This window comes from Dyadobacter jejuensis (assembly GCF_003149085.1).
Lineage (GTDB): Bacteria > Bacteroidota > Bacteroidia > Cytophagales > Spirosomataceae > Dyadobacter > Dyadobacter jejuensis.
In genome coordinates, this window is the sequence record NZ_QGDT01000002.1 from 183,858 (window position 1) to 200,808 (window position 16,951).

14 protein-coding genes and 1 tRNA gene are annotated in these 16,951 nt (G+C 46.4%); 7 read left to right on the top strand and 8 right to left on the bottom strand.

The features are described from left to right. Nucleotides 1-41 precede the first annotated feature (41 nt). Nucleotides 42-2,219, bottom strand: coding sequence for a B12-binding domain-containing radical SAM protein (locus CLV98_RS04990; protein ID WP_109673550.1), 2,178 nt, complete (start codon nt 2,217-2,219; stop codon nt 42-44). A gap of 264 nt (nt 2,220-2,483) precedes the next feature. On the opposite strand from CLV98_RS04990, the gene CLV98_RS04995 reads away from it, so the two are divergent. Beyond that, nucleotides 2,484-3,863: a purple acid phosphatase family protein gene (locus CLV98_RS04995; protein WP_109673219.1), complete on the top strand. Its 1,380-nt coding sequence runs from the start codon at nt 2,484-2,486 to the stop codon at nt 3,861-3,863. 69 nt (nt 3,864-3,932) lie between these two features. Here CLV98_RS04995 and CLV98_RS05000 read toward each other — a convergent pair whose 3' ends face one another. The 3 genes from CLV98_RS05000 to CLV98_RS05010 form a co-directional block, all read right to left on the bottom strand. Further along, nucleotides 3,933-5,069: a glycoside hydrolase family 18 protein gene (locus tag CLV98_RS05000; RefSeq protein ID WP_109673220.1), complete on the bottom strand. Its 1,137-nt coding sequence runs from the start codon at nt 5,067-5,069 to the stop codon at nt 3,933-3,935. Nucleotides 5,070-5,161: 92 nt separating this feature from the next. After that, nucleotides 5,162-5,962, bottom strand: coding sequence for a glycoside hydrolase family 16 protein (locus CLV98_RS05005; protein WP_109673221.1), 801 nt, complete (start codon nt 5,960-5,962; stop codon nt 5,162-5,164). 44 nt (nt 5,963-6,006) lie between these two features. Beyond that, complete coding sequence (locus CLV98_RS05010) at nt 6,007-7,416, bottom strand: Gfo/Idh/MocA family protein (RefSeq protein ID WP_109673222.1); 1,410 nt, start codon at nt 7,414-7,416, stop codon at nt 6,007-6,009. A gap of 935 nt (nt 7,417-8,351) precedes the next feature. On the opposite strand from CLV98_RS05010, the gene CLV98_RS24280 reads away from it, so the two are divergent. From CLV98_RS24280 to CLV98_RS24290, 3 genes are read left to right on the top strand one after another with little or no spacing between them, the layout of a single operon-like run. Next, the gene (locus tag CLV98_RS24280; RefSeq protein ID WP_445438685.1) at nt 8,352-8,594 is read left to right on the top strand and encodes an ISAon1 family transposase N-terminal region protein; all 243 of its coding nucleotides are present in this window, start codon (nt 8,352-8,354) and stop codon (nt 8,592-8,594) included. Continuing rightward, entirely contained in the window at nt 8,590-9,090 is a 501-nt protein-coding gene (locus tag CLV98_RS24285) for an ISAon1 family transposase (RefSeq protein ID WP_445438687.1), read from the top strand. The genes CLV98_RS24280 and CLV98_RS24285 overlap by 5 nt, the downstream gene beginning before the upstream one ends. Beyond that, on the top strand, nt 9,063-9,602 hold the full coding sequence (locus CLV98_RS24290; RefSeq protein WP_445438686.1) for a transposase: 540 nt from the start codon (nt 9,063-9,065) through the stop codon (nt 9,600-9,602). The genes CLV98_RS24285 and CLV98_RS24290 overlap by 28 nt, the downstream gene beginning before the upstream one ends. 136 nt (nt 9,603-9,738) lie before the next feature. On the opposite strand, the gene CLV98_RS05025 is transcribed toward CLV98_RS24290, so the two are convergent. Continuing rightward, a tRNA-Glu gene (locus CLV98_RS05025) sits at nt 9,739-9,810 on the bottom strand. A 259-nt stretch (nt 9,811-10,069) separates the two neighbouring features. Between CLV98_RS05025 and CLV98_RS05030 the strand changes: the two genes are divergently transcribed. After that, nucleotides 10,070-12,559, top strand: coding sequence for a M14 family zinc carboxypeptidase (locus CLV98_RS05030; RefSeq protein WP_109673551.1), 2,490 nt, complete (start codon nt 10,070-10,072; stop codon nt 12,557-12,559). A 14-nt stretch (nt 12,560-12,573) separates the two neighbouring features. Here the strand turns inward: CLV98_RS05030 and aroQ are convergent, their stop codons facing one another. Then, complete coding sequence (gene aroQ, locus CLV98_RS05035) at nt 12,574-12,996, bottom strand: type II 3-dehydroquinate dehydratase (protein ID WP_109673223.1); 423 nt, start codon at nt 12,994-12,996, stop codon at nt 12,574-12,576. Nucleotides 12,997-13,041: 45 nt separating this feature from the next. Between aroQ and xerD the strand changes: the two genes are divergently transcribed. Next, entirely contained in the window at nt 13,042-13,938 is an 897-nt protein-coding gene (gene xerD / locus CLV98_RS05040; RefSeq protein WP_109673224.1) for a site-specific tyrosine recombinase XerD, read from the top strand. A 3-nt stretch (nt 13,939-13,941) separates the two neighbouring features. Here xerD and CLV98_RS05045 read toward each other — a convergent pair whose 3' ends face one another. Further along, complete coding sequence (locus CLV98_RS05045; protein WP_109673225.1) at nt 13,942-14,181, bottom strand: hypothetical protein; 240 nt, start codon at nt 14,179-14,181, stop codon at nt 13,942-13,944. Between the two features lie 2 nt (nt 14,182-14,183). Next, a complete protein-coding gene (locus CLV98_RS05050) occupies nt 14,184-14,690 on the bottom strand; it encodes a SixA phosphatase family protein (RefSeq protein ID WP_109673226.1) in 507 nt (168 codons plus the stop codon). Between the two features lie 240 nt (nt 14,691-14,930). Between CLV98_RS05050 and sppA the strand changes: the two genes are divergently transcribed. Next, a complete protein-coding gene (gene sppA, locus CLV98_RS05055; RefSeq protein ID WP_109673227.1) occupies nt 14,931-16,697 on the top strand; it encodes a signal peptide peptidase SppA in 1,767 nt (588 codons plus the stop codon). The last annotated feature ends 254 nt before the right edge of the window (nt 16,698-16,951 follow it).

Here is a 16,951-nt window from a genome sequence, read left to right on the forward strand (position 1 = left end):
GTCACTGAGGTGTTAAGTTAAGACAAGCAAGGTCATGGACACTACACCAGTAGCAGGCCATTATTAATCAATATTTTAAATGCCCTAGATTCCGTAAAGGCATCCATCGCTCCAAAATTTTGTCTGTCAAAGTCCTCCCTAAACTGTTCCCAGGTAACGGGTGGCCGATCACCTATTCGCAGCCTAGGCCACCAGTTGTCGAGCCATTGGGCCATAGGAAGGGAAACTTCTATCGCCCACTCCTTTCGTTTATTGTAAAAAACCAACTCCGCTAACCCCTCCTCTAAATCCTCCGTTTCGGGAATGCTGCCTAGCCAAATCACCAGGGCATTGGGACGAACCGTCGAGTCGCTGGTATCGTCGATGGCCTTTTCTATAAACCGACGCGGGACCGTGGTTTTGGGCACCTTAAAGTCGAACCATTTGGATAGGGGGAAATCTAGGCAGATGCCATGCATATAATTGAAAAGGGATTTTCTTAGTCCTTCGCCAAACAAATCGTGATCGGCACCGGTAGGGTCGGCATGCTCTAGGTCATTATTTGCGAAATCACCAAGGCCAGGTCCCAGTTTTTGAACGTCGAATGCTTCGGGATGTAGCCCCACGGGGCTGTGGGCGGTCATGGCAAAGCGGTGCCAGAAGCCCGATTGTACCACGCCATGGTCGAAGAGCTGACGTACCATTTCAAGGGAGTCGATGGTCTCCTGGGCCGTTTGGGTTGGGAAGCCATACATCAAATAGGCATGCACCATTATTCCCGCTTTGGTAAAAGCCTGGGCTACCCGAGCCACCTGGGCTACGGTCACGCCCTTTTTCATGCGCTCCAAGAGGCGGTCGGAGGCTACCTCCAGCCCCCCCGAGATGGCGATACAGCCCGAAGCCTTTAACAACCTACAGAGGTCGGGGGTAAAGTTCCGCTCGAAACGGATATTGGTCCACCAAACGACCGTGATCTTGCGGCGGACGATCTCGATGGCCAGGTCGCGGAGCAAAGCCGGCGGGGCGGCCTCATCCACAAAATGAAAGCCATTTTGCTGGGTCTGCTCGATGATCTCCTCGATACGGTCGCAGAGCAGGGATGCCGTCATGGGCTCGTAGCGACGGATATAGTCGAGAGAGATGTCGCAAAACGAGCATTTACCCCAATAACAGCCATGAGCCAGGGTGAGCTTGTTCCAGCGCCCATCGCTCCAGAGCCGGTGCATAGGATTCACCACCTCAATGACCGACAAATAATCCATCAACTTCAAATCCCGATAATCGGGAGTTCCCGTATCCCGCTGGGCCACATCTTTTTCCTTGGCTCCATTCCAGTATACTACCTGCCCATCTTCAAGAGAAAACACCCGCTTAAGTTCTTGAATGGGACGTTTTCCATCCAGATGCTCGAGTAACAGCTGAAGGGGGGCTTCCCCATCGTCGAGGCAAACATAGTCTACATACTTAAACAGATTGGGTTCTTTCAGCGACCGTAATTCCGTATTGACAAATCCCCCCCCAAACAAGACTTTGATATGGGGATAATGTCTTTTGATAAACTGACCACATTTCAGTCCTCCATACAAATTACCCGGAAAAGGTGCTGAAATGCATACTTCCGAGGGTTGCTGCCGTTCCAGATGTACTTGCAGACATTCGGTCAGGATGGTGGTCAATAGGGTATCCGGGGCACTGAGGGCGCTTTCCATTTCATCAAAATGGGTAGCAGAGCGTCCAAGTCTTTCGGCATAGCGGCTAAAACCAAAATAAGGATCGATGCCCTCTTGAATAAGGTCGCCCAGATCCTCGAGATAGAGCGTGGCCAGGTGGCGCGCCTTGTCGTGAATCCCCATGCTACCAAAGGCCCAGTCCAGATCCTCGAGCTGTAAGAAGCGAGCACCTTCAGGCAGATAGCTCCTATCGCAAATACTATGGGCGAGGGTAGGGTTCTGGTTTTTTAAAAAACGGATGACCGGATCAATGGTGGAGATATAATCGTCTTTTAAAGCATATATTCTGTACGACTCCTCCGAAAGCGCCACATCCGAATCGTCCAGAATTTGAAACATACGTCTTAGGCCCCCCGAAGAAAACAGGGCTAATATCACCTCGATGCCTAAGTCGGCCTGGAATGAGGTCCGGTTTAGGGTATTCAGAAACCCCTTCAAATAGGCCGTAGCCGGATACGGGGTATTTAATTGGGTAAAAGGTGGGGTGATGAGTAAGGTGGACCGTTTCAAATTGTATGCAATTAATTTTGGGGGCAAAGTTACGGCATTTAAGCAGGAATTAGGAAACTTCCCCTCTGTATCCATCGCATTTCAATCAATAACAAAACTGACAGCAACCTAGGATCTTGGGCGCCCTGAAGACGCATAAAAATCGTAATTGCTACTCGACGTCCCGAATTCACAAATACTTAATGCCCGACATTGGTCTGATTTAGGTTTTCTGTGGTAATATTACTGGTTGATATCGAAACGATTCATGAAAGCTATTCACCTATGAAATACCCCTTACTATCTTTATGTTTGCTAGCCATTTGTTTACCAGCGCTAGCCCAGGAACACAAATCTTACCCGGCGAGTCCCTTCCCCGACCGGGTGATATTGGGCTGGAAAGGCGACCCCGCCCATAGCCAGGCCGTCAATTGGCGCACCGACTCCACCATCACAGAGGGGATCGCCGCCATTCACGAAGCCGACGCCTCTCCGGACTTCCAAGCCCATGCCAAAATTATCAAAGCCCAAAATCTACCTACGACCATCGAAGGCAAATCGGTGATGAACCATGAGGTAAACTTTACAGACCTGAAGCCTGCTACGCAATATGTGTACCGGGTAGGTGACGGAAAATACTGGAGCGAGTGGTTTCACTTCACTACCGCTTCCGACAAGGCGGACCCAGTTTCTTTTATCTACTTCGGAGATGCGCAAAACGATTTGCGCAGCATGTGGTCACGGACCATCCGAGGAGCATTCTCCAACGTTCCTAAAGCCAACTTTATCGTTCATGCCGGGGACCTTATCAACCGGGCCAATGCCGATAACGAATGGGGAGAATGGTTTGAGGCGGGAGGCTGGATCAACGGCATGATCCCTAGCCTTTCTACACCTGGCAACCATGAATATTACCGCGACGACCAGAAGAAAGCCTTCGTCTCTCAACAATGGAGACCCCAATTTGCTCTGCCCGAAAATGGCCCTTCAGGATTTACAGAGACCGCCTATCATATCGATTACCAGGGTATCAAGCTGATATCCATCGACTCCCAAGGCGCTATGCTCGATAGCATGTCGATGCTCAACCAAGCCAAATGGATGGAAGCTGTTCTAAAGGAAAACACAAACAAATGGACGGTTGTATTCCACCACCACCCCATCTACTCCACCAAAAATGGTAGAGATAACGACGACTGGAGGGAGATCATGGAACCCCTATATAAAAAATATGGGGTCGATATCGTCCTCCAAGGCCATGACCACACCTATGGACGGGGGATTAACATGCCCGAAGGCCAAAGCCGCAAAAAACCCGACGGCCCTATCTATGTGGTTTCGGTAAGTGGCCCTAAGATGTACGATATCGGACTTCAAAACTGGATGGACCGCGCCGCCTCCAATACCCAGCTATATCAGATTATCGATATTGCCAACGACAAGTTAAGCTACAAGGCCTTTACGGTAACCGGTGAACTGTACGATAATTTTGAACTTACGAAAGACAAGAAGGGGGTGAATACCCTTATCGAAAAAGAGCACACCCTGCAGATGAAAGAGCGGCTAGAGCTCCCTGCCCGACTTCAAAAGCAATTTAAAGATGCCGAGCTGCAGGAATATAACGAGCGATTCAAAGCTTACAAAAAGCGTAAGGGGCTGAAATAAGCCACCCTAAGTTGTAGTAACAATGCCTGCAAGAACATCTATCCTGAGATACACTTGCAGGCATTGTTTTTACTTAAAGGTATCGTAGATGGTGCCTAACAAATATCCCTTGGGATCGGAATCGTATTCCCAGAACATCACCCCCGCCATTTTGTTTTTCAACACATAGTCACACTTCACTTTTACCGATTCCTCCTCGTCATAGCTGATCATCTGTCCCGTCTCGGCATTATAGATATACGGCACTTGGGCCTTTTCGTCCCTAAAGACTTTAAACCCCCGTTGATTCACCAGGCTATCTTTAATATATCCGTAGCCGTCGATATAAGACTTAGCCGTATATGGCATACCCACCACTTGATCGGTCTGAGGAGCTACCGTAAAAGAACGCCCATAAAAAGGCAGACCCATCACCAGTTTTTCTACCGGCACCCCCGCCGCTACAAAGGCTTGTATACAATGATCGGCATTCTTGTTGGAAGAATAGGCATCGCTGGCGTACAAACCGGCATGGTGTACCGATACGTTGGCATGAAACAAATCGTAGGTCATCAGGTTTACAAAATCGAGATACTCGGCCGCCGCTTTCATGTCGGTATGTTTAAGATATTCTTCAAAACCTCCCACGGCGGTGGTAAGTAATTTGGGACTCCCTGTTTCCTGTTCCATGGTATCGAGCTCCTCTCTCAGGGCAGCAAACATCAGGGTATAGTTTTCTTGGTCCTCTGGGCGATATATATTGTCCTCCTCCCCTTCCATGCCTGGGTATTCCCAGTCAATATCGACACCGTCGAGGTGGTATTTTCTAATAATATCAACAGAGGTCTTTGCAAAAACCTTCCGAGAAGAGTCCGTTAAAACGGCATCGGAGAAGTTCTCACTCCAGGCCCATCCGCCAATAGAAATCAAGATTTTCAGGTCTGGATTTTCCTTTTTTAAGGCATTCAATTTCCTGAAATTGGTAGAATCGGTCTTTTCGTTGGTCAAAAAAGCTTTCCCCTCTACGATATTTACGAAGGCATAATTGATATGGGTAAGCTTTTCTACCTGAATACGTTCAGTGTCGAGTAGGCCATGAAAGCCTCCTACATAGCCAATGACGACGGGGCTGGGCCGCTCTTCAGGCTCCTTGGCACATGAACTCATGCCTAGTATTCCTACCAGCGGCAGCGAATACATTAGGGCCTTTTTCAATGCATGATACATGAGAATTGGGGTTTGGGATTATTGAAGCAGCAATTTATTAAATTATTTTAATAAATAACCCCAAGCCGTCCCCTTTCACCCACGGGCTTGGCCTATTCGCCTTGATACACCCGAACATAATCCACCCACATCGTAGCGGGAAATACCAGATCGTCAATTCCCATTTTCCCGCCCCAGTTTCCACCAACGGCAACATTGAGCAACAGAAACTCCGGGGCATCGAAGGGCCACTCAGCCGTAGTACGGTGGTCATTTTCGAAAGTATGATAGACAGCACCGTCCAACAGAAAATCTATTTTATCGGGAGTCCAATCGATGGCGTATACATGAAAAGTATCGAATGGTTGGACGATAGAGGTGGTTTTACCCTTTTGGGTTCCTAATACATGGTTATAAGCTTTGGTATGGACGGTGCCATGCAGTACGCCCGGGTCGTAGCCAACATGTTCCATGATATCTATTTCCCCGCAGTCGGGCCATTTGGTATGCCCAATATCCTGTCCTAGCATCCATATTGCCGGCCAGGTTCCGCGCCCTTCCGGAAGCTTGGCCCTTACCTCTACCCGCCCATAGGTAAATGAAAATTTGTTGGAAGTCGATAACCTCGCCGAGGTATAGGGATGTTCTGCTGACGGTTCTTTTTTGGCTACGATCTGCAAAAAGCCCCCTTTAACCACGGCATTACCGGCCTCAGCGGGGGTATAGAACTGTTTTTCATTATTGCCCCAGCCATAGGCATTGCCCTTAGTCTCGAAGGTCCATTTCGTAGAATCGGGCAAGCCTTCCCGATCAAACTCATCGGACCAAATGAGCTTTTTACTCTTTATTTCGGCCTGGCCTTTCGCAATAAAGCTGAGGCATAAAAGACCTAAAAACGCCACTATATTTTTCATTCGAAAACGATTTTTGGTTTATTTTTTTAGGCAGGATTAAATATTTATCCCATTCTTACCCCAGTATCCCCTCCTTCTTTCAGGGAGATATCGACAGGGGAGTTGCTCTTCCAGGCTCCGCGGGTAAAGTCAGGAATATCGACCGAGTTAGAGCGGTGCGCCACTGAATATTCGCTCAGTGGGCCTACCACACTCCAGGCGGAAGCGTCATAAACGTCCTGATCCAAAGCCAGCCCATTTCTTAGACAATCGATCAGTCGCCAGTCCATTAGGAAGTCCATTCCGCCATGCCCTCCCACTTTTTTGGCGAGTTCGCCAAATCGGGTGATCATTTCGGGCTGGTATTCTTTCTCCAGCTTGGCGAACGCTTCCTTATCCAACCATTGATGGCCCTTAGAAACCCGACCCAGCTCCTCGGGCCCATTGAAAGGATATTTCTGTGCCGCAGCCTTGGTTCCGCTAATCGTATGGTGGCGGGTATATACCCGGGGGGAAGTTACGTCATGCTGCAGCATAATGGTCTTTCCTTTGGCCGTTCGGATGGTGCTGGTATTCATATTACCCCGAAAAGTTTCATTCTGAAACTCCGCAAAGGCAGGATCCTTAGCGGCCAATTGCCGCGCCTCAGCTTCCAACATAAAATCATTGCTGGACATGCTCACCAAATAATCCATTTTATCCCCTCTGTTGATATTCATGATCTGTGCTACCGGACCCAGTCCATGGGTAGGATACAAATTCCCATTCCGTTCATTTTCTCGTAACCTCCACAGGTCATAGCGCTGCTCTTTATCGAAGAGAGATTCGAAAATTTCGTGGATATAAGCCCCCTCAGCATGGACAATTTCACCAAAATAGCCCTGCCGAGCCATATTCAATGTCAGCATCTCGAAGAAGTCGTAGCAACAATTCTCCAGCATCATACAGTGCTTCTTGGTCCGTTCCGAAGTCTCTACTAGCCTCCAGCAGTCTTCCACCGTAGTTGCCGCAGGTATTTCTACCGCTACATGCTTTCCCTGTTCCATGGCATATAAAGCCATGGGTGCATGCAGACTCCAGGGAGTACAGATATATACCAGATCAATGTCATCGCGTTCACAGAGCTTCTTCCATGCATCCACCGACCCCGAGTATAATTGGGGCTGATATTTTTGGCCCTTCAACACCTTTTTAGCCTCCTCAGCCTTCTCTGACCTAATATCGCATAAGGCCTTTACCTCCACATTTTCAAGATGAATAATACGTTTCATGGCTCCCCCACCTCTATTTCCTAAGCCTATATAGCCTATACGTACGGTATCTATCTTGGGCGCTCTATAGCCACACATATTGAAATGAGGGGCTCCCCCTTGCCTGGACAGGATCCCTTGGGGCACCGAGGCTCCTTGTGGATTAAAATTCAGCAACCCTATTCCACCCAATCCCGAAAGCCTTAGAAAATCTCTTTTCTTCATGATCTTTTGTTTACAGTTTAAAATTCACTTCAATATTCTACGGTTCCCCAGATCTAAAAACAAGACGTAAACAGCAAAAGTCAGCCTTTCCACTAGCACACAGGCTACATCGAAAGTATTGACCCTTGTATAGCGAAAGGTAAGATGCACCATTTTAATGCTTGTCCGTATCTCTGTAAAAAGTTTCGACCCTGGACCTGTGTTATGGAATCGGAACCTAATAATTCATTTTGGATGGCGCATTGCACCCTCACCATCTACACTTTGTCCTAAATATTCTTTCCGTAACACCACTCTACAAGTTTACGAAGGAATGGTAAGCATTCGCAGCAAATGACCTTAAAAATTATGAAGAACGATATTGAAAATAAAACCTATGTAAATTGACCGGATCAAATCAAAACCCCTGCAAAAAAGTTCATAAGCTCATGTATTGATTGAATTAACCTAAAAATACACTGCCCAACAACAGGCAAAAATATTGGCAGGGATAGAAGTCAAGGTTTGTACGACTATGGTTCGATTCATCCGTTTTTGTTCTGCTACAAACGTAAGATGCCGATGGCATCCTTTCGGCAATATTTTCAAAATATTCGATTTGAATTAAAATTCATTGCCACATTATCCCAGCGGGATAAAATGTTTATTGAAATACAAACCATGATTCGTCTATTACGATGCCGTAGGTATCGGACATCTCAGTTAAATGCTTAATCCGTGTTACTCCACAACATTTGGTCTTGATCCAGTAAAGATGGATCAACCAACAAGTTTGGGGGGGTGCTGAATATTTACTTTCTTTGGGTTCACTTTAACTTTTACAGCCCTGAGCGAGTCCTATACTTTCCTGGTTCGTGCCCTTTTGCCTGAAGGTGTTCTCGATTTTTTTGATGTTACTAAAGTCCTTGAATCTACCGTAGGACTGTTTATATATCTTGAAGAAAAAAAACATTGCTCCTGAGCAATATAAAGACCAAAAAGTCGAATCTAAGGGCTTCCTCCCCGAGATTCAAATTCAAGACTTTCCTATTCGAAATCAGAAGGTTATGCTTTGTATTAAGCGGCGCCGATGGGAAGTTAAACCTGGCAATGAGATCATCTCACGAGACTGGAAACTAGTTCAAAAAGGAACGCGAATTACATCGGAATTCGCGGCTTTTTTAAAAGGTATGTATTGATAACAACCCCGTCAGTTGCTTTCAACTAGCCAAATTCTTCCATTTAGATGGTCAACTTTTACAGCAGCAATACAAAGACCATATTAGTGACTTCCAAGACTGGGATCAGAAGGATCATGCCCCAGAATGGATGTTATTTGAAGAAAATTTAGGCAGCCAGTTAAGTATTGACGAAACCGCCTTGTCTAATGGAGAATTATATACCATCGTTACCAATAAAGCCGCTAAGGGTAGAAAAGGATCCTTGTTAGCGATGATAAAAGGAACTCAAGCTGAGATAGTTATATCAATTTTGAATAAAATATCCCGTAGCAAACGTTGCAAGGTAAAAGAGGTGACCTTGGATATGGCAGCCAATATGAAGCGCATCGTGAGTCAATGTTTTCCTAAGGCAAGCAAAGTCATCGACCGCTTTCATGTCCAAAAACTAACCCATGATGCCGTTCAAGAGGTTCGAATTAAATACAGATGGGAGGCTTCGGACCGCGCAGGTTAGATGCAGAGAGTCAAGCAATTAAGATAGCCAAGCAGGCCAAGCAACGATATCAGCCAGAAATACTATCGAATGGAGACACCATAAAACAACTTTTGGCTAGGAGCAGGTACCTTCTCTTTAAGCACCAAGACAAGTGGACGAGCTCACAAATACAACGCTCCAGGCTATTATTCGATCATTATCCACTCATTCAACAAGCCTACAAGTTATCAAGCCACCTGGGCGTTATTTTCCAAACGAGCAAGTCCAAGCCTGTGGCCTTTAAAAAGCTTGCCTTGTGGTACAATCAGGTTGAAGACAGCGACTTAGAGTCGTTCAGGACAGTATCTAGATCGATCCAGACCCATTATGCAGACATACTTAACTTCTTTGTCAATCGAAGCACCAATGCCTCTGCTGAGTCCTTCAACCGTGCGACGGTCCGTGCTAAAATAAAGGCCTTTAGAGCCACATCTCGTGGGGTCAAAGATGTCTCATTTTTCCTATTCAGACTATCCAGGTTATATGCATAATTTCGTGAAATCTCTCCCCCCAAGAAAATCGTTTGATCCTTGATCCAGTAGAGATCTGTGGAGACATAGATCAAAAAAAAACCTGCTTAAAAAAGCAGGTTTTTAAAAATGTTGAAAGTGCAAACGCACGGTTTTGTGACCCATAGGGGAATCGAACCCCTGTTTCAACCGTGAAAGGGTCGTGTCCTAACCGCTAGACGAATGGGCCGACTGGTCTCCTACTTCGCGCGTTTTTCAACACTTTTTTTCACTTTCCGATTCCGTTTCGCCGAATCGTGGTGCAAATATGCACGGTTGATTTTTAATATGCAAACATCTTTTGAAAAAAATTTTTATCAAATTTCTTTACCCCCTCAAATACAATATTTTAGCCTGAAAAAAATTTTAAAAAATAATTTTACCATAATAATCCCGACACCAATTTTTACTTTTGAGCAGTTTCAATGGAGACGAATCTCAAAGCGCTTATGTACAAATTCTCAATACTATTTCTTTGTTGGCTGACTCCCCTATTCACTTCGGCCCAAGGTCCTACCCCTGAGTCTTTCTTAGGCTACCCCAAAGCGAGTAGGTTTACCTATCACCACCGCATCATAGCCTACTATCAGGAGATGGCCCGACAGCACCCTACCCAGATGCAGCTGGTCGAGTACGGGCGAACTCCCGAAGACCGCCCTTTGGTGGTAGCCATCCTGACTTCCGAAAAAAACTTTGGCTCCCTAGAAGCCATTCGCAAGAACCACCTGTCTCGCATAGGGCTCTTGCCTAGCCCCAGCAAGGACCCCGATATCCCCATCGCTTGGCTAAGCTATAATGTCCACGGCAACGAGGCCAGCTCGGCCAATACCAGTATGCAGGTGCTCTATCGGCTGCTGGACCCTACCAATGCCGATTCAAAGAGAATCCTTGATCAATCGATCGTCCTGATCGATCCCTGCAGCAATCCCGATGGGTATGCCCGCTATACCAACTGGTACAATGGAGTCCACAGCTCTCCTCCCGACCTTACCTCTTTCTCCAGGGAGCACCGAGAGCCATGGCCCGGCGGCAGGTTTAACCACTATCTTTTCGACCTTAACCGCGACTGGGCCTGGCAGACCCAGCATGAAACAAAAGCGCGCATCGCACTCTATAACCGATGGATGCCTCATATCCATGCCGATTTCCATGAAATGGGCTCTAATAGGAGCTATTATTTCCCGCCAGCGGCGAGGCCTTTTCACGAGGCCATTCGGCCATGGCAAAAGGAATTTAATGAATGGATAGGCACTTATTGTCGCAAGGCTTTCGACCAGCAAGGCTGGAGCTATTTCACCCGAAATGAATATGACCTGTTCTTTCCCAGCTATGGGGACACTTGGCCTACTTTCAATGGGGCCATCGGCCTCACTTTCGAACAGGCGGGAGATGCAAAGGCAGGGCTAGCTCTAGCACGGCCCAGCCACAGGGATACACTTACCCTAGCCGACCGTATGGAACATCACCTCACGAGTAGCTTTGCTACCCTAGAGGCCATGGTGGATGGAAAGGAAACGCTTACCAAAAGTTTTGAAGAATATTACCGTCTGGCTGCCCAAAAGCCCGAAGGCCTCATAAAGACCTATTTGATAAAGTACACCGGTGATAAAGCCCAGCAGGAGTACGTAGTCCAATTACTTCAAAGACAGGACATCCAATATGGTCGCCCTAAAAAGACCCAAACCTTAAAAGTTACCAATATAAACGACCATCAGGAAGCCACCATCCTAATAGATAGTACCGATATGCTGGTGAGCGCCTACCAACCCAAATCCAACCTTATTCGGGTGCTATTTGAGTCGCAGCCCGCTTTGGAAGATTCTTTAACTTACGACCTCACGAGCTGGGGACTGGGTTATCAATTAGGGTTATCGCTTTTTGCCAGTCAGGAAAAGATTGAGCAGCAGCCTTGGCCTGAAGCTACCCCCATCCCCTTAGAGCTTGGGAGAAACCCCTATGCTTACCTCGTCGATTGGAAAGGGCTAGGATCGGTAAAGTTTCTGTCGGAGGCACTACAAAAGGGGTTGTTGATTCACACCACCAATACGGCCCTTACCATAGAAGGGCGAGACTATAATGAAGGAGCCTTGATTATCACCCGAAATGGAAACCCTAAGAAAAACCTCGCCGAGACGCTCTCGGCAATGGCCGTCAAACACGGGGTCAAGCTACACAGTACCACCACAGGATTCGCAACCAAAGGAATTGACCTAGGCCATGATGATATACTGGCCATCAAAACCCCTAAAATTGTTGTGATAGCTGGGGAGGGCATCTCCCCTACTTCCTACGGCGAAATATGGCATTATTTTGAAACGCAAATCCAGTATCCACTGACCACGGTACCGCTCTCTAGTTTAGAAAAAGTACCGTTCACCGAAATTGATGTCCTGATTCTACCCAACGGCGATTATACTCAAGACTTCTCTCCATCGACCTATAGCAAGATACAGGATTGGGTGATACAGGGGGGCAAGCTCATTGCGATGGAAAGTGCCACTGGAATTTTCTTAAACAATTCGGAACTGGGTCATACCAAAAAAGAGCCAGAATCGGTCATACCCCCCAACCCTTTGCAGCCCTATAATAAAAAAACCAGGACAGCCATCAGTCAGACGACACCAGGCAGTTTTTTCAAGGTGGATTTCGACCACAGCCATCCCATGGCTTTTGGTTGGGAAGGACCCTATTACGCCTTAATCAGACAGGCTTATCAAAGGAACTTCCTTAAGGACGGCTGGAACGTGGGGTATCTTAATGAGGACAATTACCGAGCCGGGTTTGTCGGAGCCGACTTGGCGCCCCAGCTGACCAACACCCTACTTTACGGAGTCAAGGAAGTTGGCCGGGGCTCCATCATTTTTATGATGGACGACCCACTTTTCAGGGGCATGCTTTATAAAGGCCAAATCCTCTATGGAAATGCTGTCTTTCGGTAAATGGCGGCCTACTTTTAGTTGGCCAGCAAGTAACGTAAAGCGAGTTCGTAGCCTTGCAAGCCCAGTCCACAGATCATCCCTTTACAACGGCTGGTCAAAAAACTATGGTGACGGAACGATTCCCGTGAATGAATATTGGAAATATGCACTTCGACGGCCGGGGTGGTTACCGCAGAGATGGCATCGGCCAAAGCCACTGAAGTATGGGTCAAGCCCCCTGCATTGATGATCATGCCATCGAAATCGAAACCTATTTCGTGGATTTTATCGATAATGGCCCCTTCGTGGTTGGACTGAAAATAATGTAAGGACACGTCCTCATATTGACTAGACAAGTCTTGAAAATATGCCTCGAAGGTTTGGTTTCCGTATATAGTGGGCTCTCTTTTGCCCAACAAATTAAGATTCGGACCGTTAAGGATCAGTATCTTTTTCATAGGATATAAGGTTAATGATGGTCTTACTATAAAACTTACCAGGATATGTGGCAAAGCTACATCAAACATTTTAAAAACTACTTGCAATTAGAAAGGTCCTTTTCCGGTAATTCTATCCAGGCCTACGTGCGCGATGTGGAGAAGCTTGCCGAATACTGTTCCTTATTTGCCCTCCCCAGTAGCCCAACGCAGCTGACGGACACCCATATAACGGGTTTCCTACAATATATATCAGAACTGGGCCTAAGTGCTCATTCGCAGGCACGTATCTTATCGGGAATTAAAGGATTTTTCAAATATCTGTTATTAGAGAATGAAATCGTGGCCGACCCCACCGAGCTCATGGAAGCCCCTCGACTCCCCCGGAAGCTCCCAGATGTCTTAGAAGTACATGAGATACAAGAACTGATAGACCAAATAGATCATTCCACTCCGGAGGGCACTCGTAACCGCGCCATCCTGGAAGTTCTCTATAGCTGTGGCTTGCGGGTTTCCGAGCTCACCGGATTACAGCTTTCCGATTGCCATTTCGACACTGGCTTTATAAAAATAATAGGAAAAGGCAATAAGACCCGACTCGTGCCTATTGGCCAAGAGGCCGTAAAATATTGCCAAATTTATATGGAACATATTCGAAAAAACCTCCACATCAAAAGGGACAGTGAGAACATCCTCTTTCTGAACAAACGTGGAGGACAGCTCACGAGAGTAATGATCTTCATCATTATAAAGGACTTATGTAAAAAAGCGGGGCTGAACAAAAAGATCAGCCCCCACACCTTCCGCCATTCGTTTGCCACGCACCTCATAGAGGGCGGAGCCAGCCTTAGAGCCGTTCAGGAGATGCTAGGCCATGAATCCATCATCACTACCGAAATATACACCCATCTTGACCGCGACTACCTGAAGCAGATCATCAAGGAATTCCATCCTAGAGGCTAGAGATCACTCGATTTCCTTCATCAGTGAATCTAGGTTAAGGCTGTCAGCAGCGCTGTTAGCTGCAGGCAGAGCCCCTGGCAAAGCCGCTGGCAAAGCCGCTGGCAAGGCCCTATTCAATTGTTTTTTCTTATTCCAAGGGGCAGTGGTACGCTGCGACATATCGTAAGAGATAAATACAAACAAGGCCACAAAAAGAATGAGAACGACAATAAATATTTTCCTATTACGATTACCTTTTTCCATTATTACAGTCCTTCTCTGAGTTGTTTTGGGGTCATATAAATTTTAAAATTTCCGGAGGAGTACGATATCTCCGCCCAGGTGGCCACCTCAAACTCCAGAATGACAATGCCTGCCTTCTTCATGGAACCGATATGCCCTGGGGACAAATAGTCGGCAAAAAAACTAATATCCGGATTATGGCCAACCAATAATAAACTAGTGGCCGGCTCGGGAGTCTCGTTAAGAGCATGCAAATACCCCCTGGAACCAGCATCATAAATGTCTCGATCCTGGATAATCGCCCGGCTATCGGCGCCTATTACCTGAGCTATGAGCTCGGCAGTTTGTAAGGCCCGTGCTGCACTACTGCTCATGTACACCTCAGGGCGATACCCCAAGTCCATCAGCCAATGAGCCATAGTCTGCGACTCTTCTTTTCCCTTCTCCACTAATCTACGGTCAAAATCACTTCTGGTAAGACTGGCATCTTCGGCCGTAGCATGGCGTACCAAAATGAGTGTCTTTGTCATTGTAAAAAATTGTTTTAAAGTTTAACCCACCAAAATAATCATTAGTAAAGCATATATAGGCATTGATAATCAGCAGCATGCCAAATCACAGATACACCATGGCAAGTTACTTAGGTACGAAATTTTACCGTTCAATGGTACGAATACCCCTTTGAACCAATATTATCTATTCACTTAGATCAATATATACTTAATTTTGTTATGATTTAAAATAAGAGAAACCATTCCAACCACTGATTTATGTTACAATTCCTTAAATATGTACTTGCCACCATGGTCGGCATATTCGTATTCTTCTTCATTTCATTCTTTATCCTGGTAGGAATCGGCGCGGCACTTTCCTCAGACGACAAAGTAACGATTGCTGAAAAATCGGTATTGAAGCTCGACCTCAACCGTCCCATCCATGAGGTGGGTGTCGAAAACCCCTTCGCCGAATTGGGTGGACCCTTTGGAAACAACGAAAACGTTTTAGGACTGAAAGATATAATAGAAGCCTTAAAGAACGCACAAAAAGATGAAAAAATTAAAGGCATTTATCTGCAAACCGAAGGGCCACAAGCAGGCTGGGCTTCATTGGAGGAAATCAGAAATGAACTGGTATCCTTTAAAAAATCGGGAAAATTTGTGGTTACGTATGGGGAAACTTATACCGAAAAAGGCTACTATCTGGCCTCTGTGGCGGATAAAATTTTCCTGAACCCAGCCGGGGGGATGGAATGGAACGGCCTTTCGGCTGAATATAGCTTTTTGAAAGGCACCTTCGACAAGCTGGATATCAAGCCTATTATATTTAGAGTGGGAGAGTTTAAGAGTGCTATAGAAATGTTTTCGCGTAGCGACATGAGCGAGGCCAGCAAAAAACAATCCTTAGAACTTATTACCGCTATCAACGACCATTATATCGACAATATTTCTAAGTCAAGAAATATCCCTACCCAAATACTAAAAGGGCTAGCGGACTCCTTGGCGATAAAAAATCCGGATGATGCCCTAAAAAATAAATTAGTGACTCATTTGGGCTATTGGGATCAGTTCGACTCCTCATTACATAAAGACTTGGGATTGGACATCAAAAAGAAGATTAGCTATGTGGGTGTTGAAAAATACCTAAAAGGGGCCCCCACCAATACAGAAGGTGACTATAATCAACGTATCGGTGTCCTGATCGCCGAAGGAGAAATCAATTCAGGAGATGGTGGCGATGAAACCATAGGATCCGAAAAATTTATTACTGAGCTAAAGAAGGTGCGTGAAAACGACAAGATCAAGGCGGTGGTGATCCGGATCAACTCCCCAGGGGGAAGCGCATTGGCCTCGGATGTGATGTGGCGGGAGATAAAGCTAACGGCCCAAACTAAGCCGGTCATCGCATCGATGTCCGATGTAGCCGCCTCGGGAGGCTATTATATGGCCATGGGCTGCGATACCATTGTAGCACAACCCAATACCATCACCGGCTCTATCGGTATCTTCGGGATGATCTTTAATGTAAAAGACTTTATGGGCAATAAGCTGGGCGTTACTTTCGACGGCGTAGGCACCAACCCACACGCCGACTGGCCCACTGCCACCCGCGACATGACCCCCTTTGAAAAGGATATGATCCAGAAAAGTGTAGAAGAAGGCTATGCCACCTTTACTAAGAAAGCGGCAGAAGGTCGCCATATGTCCGTAGAAAAATTGAGAAGCCTGGCCCAAGGTCGGGTATGGTCGGGAGTTGAAGCCAAAGAAAACGGCTTGGTCGATATCCTCGGCAGCTTGGACGATGCCATAAAAATTGCCGCTAAAGCCGCCAAATTGAAGGAAGGCGACTACCGTGTCCGCTATTACCCAGAAAAAAAGAAACCATTCGACGAAATCATGAATAAGTTAATGGGCAATAATGAAGAACAAGCCATAATGGATAAACTGGGAGATATGGCCACTTATGCCAAGTTATTCCAAAGACTTACCCGCATGGGTGGGATACAAGCTCGTCTACCTTATGAGCTAAACATACAATAATACCCCATTAGTATTCCGTACGGCCCGAAAAGCAAAATGATAGCCAATCGACTTCATTTTGCTTTTCGGGCTTTTTCATGCGATTAACTACCTCATTAACCTTATAGATAGAAGTAAATTTGCTTTAGAGGCTGTTTTACCCCAAACCCGTACCTCAAATGACGGTTCTCCACCCAGGCAACGACTCCTCGAGTGCCATTAGCGTATAGTTCAAAAACCGCATCCATGACCAAATATTAAAATAGTACAACAAA

What these genes read in the sequence shown, in the direction of transcription:
- CLV98_RS05050 (WP_109673226.1), bottom strand. Translation starts at nt 14,690, where the DNA reads ATGACAAAGACACTCATTTTGGTACGCCATGCTACGGCCGAAGATGCC.
- xerD (WP_109673224.1), top strand. Translation starts at nt 13,042, where the DNA reads ATGTGGCAAAGCTACATCAAACATTTTAAAAACTACTTGCAATTAGAA.
- CLV98_RS05005 (WP_109673221.1), bottom strand. Translation starts at nt 5,962, where the DNA reads ATGAAAAATATAGTGGCGTTTTTAGGTCTTTTATGCCTCAGCTTTATT.
- sppA (WP_109673227.1), top strand. Translation starts at nt 14,931, where the DNA reads ATGTTACAATTCCTTAAATATGTACTTGCCACCATGGTCGGCATATTC.
- CLV98_RS05045 (WP_109673225.1), bottom strand. Translation starts at nt 14,181, where the DNA reads ATGGAAAAAGGTAATCGTAATAGGAAAATATTTATTGTCGTTCTCATT.
- CLV98_RS05030 (WP_109673551.1), top strand. Translation starts at nt 10,070, where the DNA reads ATGTACAAATTCTCAATACTATTTCTTTGTTGGCTGACTCCCCTATTC.
- aroQ (WP_109673223.1), bottom strand. Translation starts at nt 12,996, where the DNA reads ATGAAAAAGATACTGATCCTTAACGGTCCGAATCTTAATTTGTTGGGC.
- CLV98_RS05000 (WP_109673220.1), bottom strand. Translation starts at nt 5,069, where the DNA reads ATGTATCATGCATTGAAAAAGGCCCTAATGTATTCGCTGCCGCTGGTA.
- CLV98_RS04995 (WP_109673219.1), top strand. Translation starts at nt 2,484, where the DNA reads ATGAAATACCCCTTACTATCTTTATGTTTGCTAGCCATTTGTTTACCA.
- CLV98_RS05010 (WP_109673222.1), bottom strand. Translation starts at nt 7,416, where the DNA reads ATGAAGAAAAGAGATTTTCTAAGGCTTTCGGGATTGGGTGGAATAGGG.
- CLV98_RS24290 (WP_445438686.1), top strand. Translation starts at nt 9,063, where the DNA reads ATGGGAGGCTTCGGACCGCGCAGGTTAGATGCAGAGAGTCAAGCAATT.